Here is a 4831-nt window from a genome sequence, read left to right as displayed (position 1 = left end):
TCCCCCCGCCCCGCCCCCCCCCCCCCCCCCCGGGGGGCCGGGGTGCTCTCCCCCCCCCCAAACCCAAAAAAAAACGGGGGCCCCCCCCGGCCCCCGCCAATTCTGCGTTTCCCGTAGGACTCGCGGCCCGGCCGCGGACGGGCGCATTGGCGCCGACAACGGCGTATTCGTGTCCGAAACCGCTCCCTGTGCCACGATCTCGGCCCGCCGACCCCGTCCCACCAGCCCTTTTCCCCGACCGGCCGGAGCGGACACGCATCGTTACCCGGCGCAAAGGACGCGCAAATGCGGGGACTCCGAGGCGCAATGGTCCGCCCGTTGACTGACCGATGTCACCGGACGAGGTGACAGAAGTCGTCAGCATCGGAGAACCCATGAAACCGACCACACGGGCAGCAGCCGGCGCACTCCTGCTCGGCGCCGCCCTCGCCATGACCGCCTGCACCGCCGCGACCGACGCGGGCTCCGGGGACACGGTGGAGCGCACGCTGTCGGCGGCGGCGCGGGAATGCGTGGACAAGGCCGACACCCGGCTGGCGGCCGCCATGACCGACGTCGAGGCCGTCGTGCCAACCGCGCCGCTGGATCTGGCCGCGCTGCGCGGCAAGACCGTCTGGTTCATCACCGTCACCATGAACCAGTTCTCCGTCGACATGTCCGACGGCGTCGAGGAGGCAGTCGAGGCGGCGGGCATGGAACTGGTCCGCTACGACGGCCAGGGCATGACCAACCGGTTCAACGAGGGCATCGAGCAGGCCATCGCACAGCAGGCCGCCGGCATCATCCTCGTCGGCATCGACCCGGCCGTGGTCTCCTCGGCGCTGGCCAAGGCCGCCGCCGCGGGCATCCCGGTGCAGAACACCCTCAACACCGACGCCGCTGCCCCCGTGCCGACCGGCATGTACGGCAACCTGACCTCCGACTACACCGCCGACGGCGTCGCCGCCGCCGACTGGATGCTCTCCGACAGCGGATGCGCCGCCGAGGTGGCCATCCTGTCCTCCTCCTCGGTCGCGGTGTGGGAGAACACCGCCAACGGCGCCAAGGCGCAGATCGAGGCCGAGTGCCCGGACTGCACCGTCACCGTGCTCGACGTCGACGTGGCCAACGTGGCCACCGCCGTCGGAAGCAAGCTGCAATCCGAGCTCCAGCGCAATCCCGGCATCGACTACGTCTTCCCGGTCTGGGACAGCGCCGTCACCTACGTGGACCCGGTGCTGGCCGCGGCCAACTCCAAGGCCAAGGTGCTCGCCCGCGACGGTCTGGAGGCCAATCTGAAGGCCATCGCCGCCGGCGGCAACCAGGACATGACCGTGGCCATGCCGCCCACCGGCTGGATCGGCTGGCTCGCCGTCGACGACCTGGCCCGCGCCATCACCGGCGCGCCCGCCCCCGGCTACGTCATCCCCACCCGCGTCGTCGACAGCAGCAATGTCGCCGACGCCTCCGCCGAGGAGATCTTCCCGAACTTCGTCGACTACCAGGCTGCCTTCCAGGCCGCGTGGGGCGCGAACCAGTAAGCAGCGGCAACGAGGAGACACCCCCATGACCTCCACCATCACACCCGCGGGCGCCGCGGCCGCTATCCCCGCGGCGCCCGCGGCGAAGGGCGCCACGGCGTCCTCCCGCTTCGGCGGGGCCTTCGAACGCTGGGCACTGGTCGGCGCGCTCGGCCTGCTGGTCGCGTTCTGCGTGGCCACGCTCCCGCAGTTCCGCACCGCCTCGCTGTTCACCACCATGCTCAACGCCCAGTCGCTGGTGCTCTTGCTGGCGCTGATCGCCACCATCGTGCTGCGGCTCGGCGACTTCGATCTCTCGGTGGCGCAGACCATGGTCGCCAGCGCCGCGGTGGTCGCGGTGATGACCGGCGACGGCTATCCGATCCCGGTCGCCATCGCCACCGCCTTCGCCCTCGGGGCCGCCGTCGGCGTGGTCAACGCGCTGATCGTGGTGAAGGTCGGAGTGGACTCCTTCGTCGCCACTCTCGGCTCCTACACCGCACTCGCCGGCTTCGCCTACCTGATCACCGACAGCCGCATCGTGTCCGGCGTGCCGGACGGCTTCGTGAACTTCTCCCGCTCCCAGCTGCTCGGCCTGCCCATGATCACCTGGTACGCCTGGGCGCTCGCGGTGATCCTGTGGTACGTCTACCAGCGCACCCCGCTCGGCCGCTACACCGTGTTCATCGGCGGCAATCGCGACGCCGCCCGGTTGGCGGGCATCTCCGTCGACCGCATCCGCGTCGGCGCCTACATCCTGTCCGGCCTGCTCGCCGCCTTCGTCGGCATCTGCTTCGTCGGCTACTTCGGCGCCGTCGACCCCAGCGTCGGCGCCCAGTACATGCTCCAGCCGTTCGCGGCGGCCTTCCTCGGCGCGACCGCCATCACCGTCGGCCGGTTCAACGCCTGGGGCACCGTGGCCGCGCTGTACCTGCTCACCGTCGGCATCACCGCCCTGCAACTGCTCGGCGCGCAGACCTGGGTGACCAACGTCTTCTACGGTCTGGCGCTGATCATCTCGGTCACCGCGGCCAAGCTGGTCGGCCGCCGTCGCGAGGGAGCGCGGTCGTGAGCGCCCCGCGCGCCGCACTCGAGGTGCGCGCTCTGCGCAAGTCCTACGGCGGCGCGCTCGCCCTCGACGGCGTCGATCTCACCGTCCGCGCGGGTGAGGTGCACGCGCTGCTGGGCCAGAACGGTTGCGGCAAGAGCACTCTGGTGAAATCGCTGACCGGCATCGTCACCCCCGACGACGGGCGGGTCGAAGTCTTCGGCAGGCCGCTGCCGATGCCGGTGGACGACCCGCACACCCACGGCATCGCCGTCATCCACCAGGACATCGGCCTGGTCGAGGACATGACGGTGCTGGAGAACCTCGGCGCCAACGCCCGCTACGGCACCCGGCTGCTCGCCCCCGTGCGCACCGGCCGGGAGAAGGCGATCTACCGGGAACTCATGGCCCGCCTGGACTTCGACTTCCCGTTGGACGCCAAGGTCGCCACGCTCAGCCCCGCCGAACGCGCGCTGCTGGCGGTGGTGCGGGCGATGCGCCTGATGGACGGCGACGCCGAGGGGCATCTGTTCATCCTCGACGAGCCCACCGCCGCCCTGCCCAGGCCCGAGGCCGCCCGGCTGCTGACGCTCATGCGCAAGGTCGCCGACGCGGGCTCCGGGGTGATCTTCATCAGCCACCGCCTCGCCGAGGTGATGCAGGTGTGCGATCGCGCCACCGTGATGCGGGCGGGCAGGCGGGTCGCCGAGGTCGACATCGCCGAGACCACTCGCGCCGAGCTGGTCGCGCACATGCTCGGCAGGCGGATGGACGACTTCTACCCGGCCCCGCCGGACCGTGAACCCGGCCGGGCGCGGCTGGTCGTGCGCGGCCTGACCGGCTCGCGGGTCGCCGACGTCGACTTCACCGCGCACGCGGGGGAGATCGTGGGAGTCACCGGATTGGCGGGCATGGGCCAGGAGGAGGTGCCCATGCTGCTGGCGGGCGCCCAGCGGCCCACCTCCGGCACCGTCCGGCTCGACGGCGCGGAACTGCCTGCGGGCAGGCCCGCCGAGGCCATCGGCGCGGGCATGGTGCTCGTACCGGGCAACCGGCTGCGCGACGGCTGCTGGCCTGCGGGCACCGCCGAGGAGAACGTGGTGCTGCCCGTGGTCAAGCGCTACCGGCGCTGGAAGGGGCTGGAGCACAAGGGCATCCGCGAGCGCGCCCGCACCCTCATGACCAAGGTCAACGTGCACCCCAACCGGCCCGACCTGCCGATGACCGCCTTCAGCGGCGGCAACCAGCAGAAGATCGTCTTCGCCAAGTGGCTGCAACTGGACCCCAAGGTGCTGCTGCTGGACGAACCCACCCAGGGCGTCGACCCCGGCTCGGCCAAGGAACTGCTCGCCGACGCCACCACGGCCGCCGCCGAGGGCAGCGCGGTCGTCGTGTTCTCCGGCGAACACGAGATGCTCGCCGCCGTCTGTCACCGCGTCCTGGTGCTCCAGCACGGGCGTCTGGTCGCCGAACTGCGCGGGGACGAACTCACCGAGGCCGCCCTGCTGGAGGCCTGCGAATCCGCCCCCGCCGAACATCCCGTCGTCGCGGCCTGATCCGGCCGCGCCACGTACCCACCCGAACCCCACCCCCCGCCCCGGAAGAGAAGAGGACAGACATGCCCGCAGAACCGTTCCGTCTCGGCTGGTTCGGCAACCTCGCCGCCCCCGAATGGAAGTCCCCCTACAGCGGCATCGACGCCACCACCAACTATTTCAACGGCCGCTTCTACACCGACATGGTGCGCAATCTCGAGCGCGCGGGCTTCGACTTCCTCATGATCGAGGACTCGCTGATGGTCAGCGACATCTATCGAGGCACCGCCGAGATCGAGCTCAAGCACGCCCGCTACGCGCCCAAGATGGACCCGGTCGCCGCCGCCGCCATGCTGGCCGCGGCCACCGAGCACATCGGCATCATCGCCACCGCGTCGACCACCTTCTACCACCCGTATCAGCTGGCCAGGCAGTTCGCGACGCTCAACAACCTGACCGGCGGCCGCATCGGCTGGAACATCGTCACCTCGAGCGAGGACCTCGCCGCCCAGAACTACGGCCTGGACAAGCTGCCCGAGCACGACCTGCGCTACGACATGGCCGAGGAGTTCGTCGAGGTCGCCATGAAACTGTGGGGCTCCTGGGAGGAGGGCGCCATCCTCGCCGACCCGGAGTCCGGCTACTACGCCGACTACACCAAGGTCCACCCGATCCACCACGAGGGCACCTTCTACAAGTCCCGCGGCCCGCTGAACCTGCCGCCGGGCCCCGGCGGACGCCCGGTGTTG

At 70.8% G+C, this 4831-nt stretch carries 4 protein-coding genes; all 4 read left to right on the top strand.

What is annotated here, in order from left to right:
- Positions 1-374 precede the first annotated feature (374 nt).
- Positions 375-1520 (top strand): sugar ABC transporter substrate-binding protein, encoded by a 1146-nt coding sequence (locus QH283_RS24335; RefSeq protein WP_280505264.1) that lies wholly within the window; start codon positions 375-377, stop codon positions 1518-1520.
- A gap of 25 nt (positions 1521-1545) precedes the next feature.
- Entirely contained in the window at positions 1546-2571 is a 1026-nt protein-coding gene (locus QH283_RS24330) for an ABC transporter permease (protein WP_280505263.1), read from the top strand.
- Positions 2568-4103 (top strand): sugar ABC transporter ATP-binding protein, encoded by a 1536-nt coding sequence (locus QH283_RS24325; protein WP_280505262.1) that lies wholly within the window; start codon positions 2568-2570, stop codon positions 4101-4103. Before QH283_RS24330 ends, QH283_RS24325 begins: the two co-directional genes overlap by 4 nt.
- 62 nt (positions 4104-4165) lie before the next feature.
- On the top strand, positions 4166-4831 hold a 666-nt coding region (locus QH283_RS24320), incomplete at its 3' end, for an LLM class flavin-dependent oxidoreductase (RefSeq protein WP_280505261.1).

Source organism: Nocardia farcinica (genome assembly GCF_029867845.1).
GTDB lineage: Bacteria > Actinomycetota > Actinomycetes > Mycobacteriales > Mycobacteriaceae > Nocardia > Nocardia farcinica_A.
Note: the sequence above shows the minus strand (reverse complement) of the source record. Positions and strands in the feature narration are given on the sequence as shown.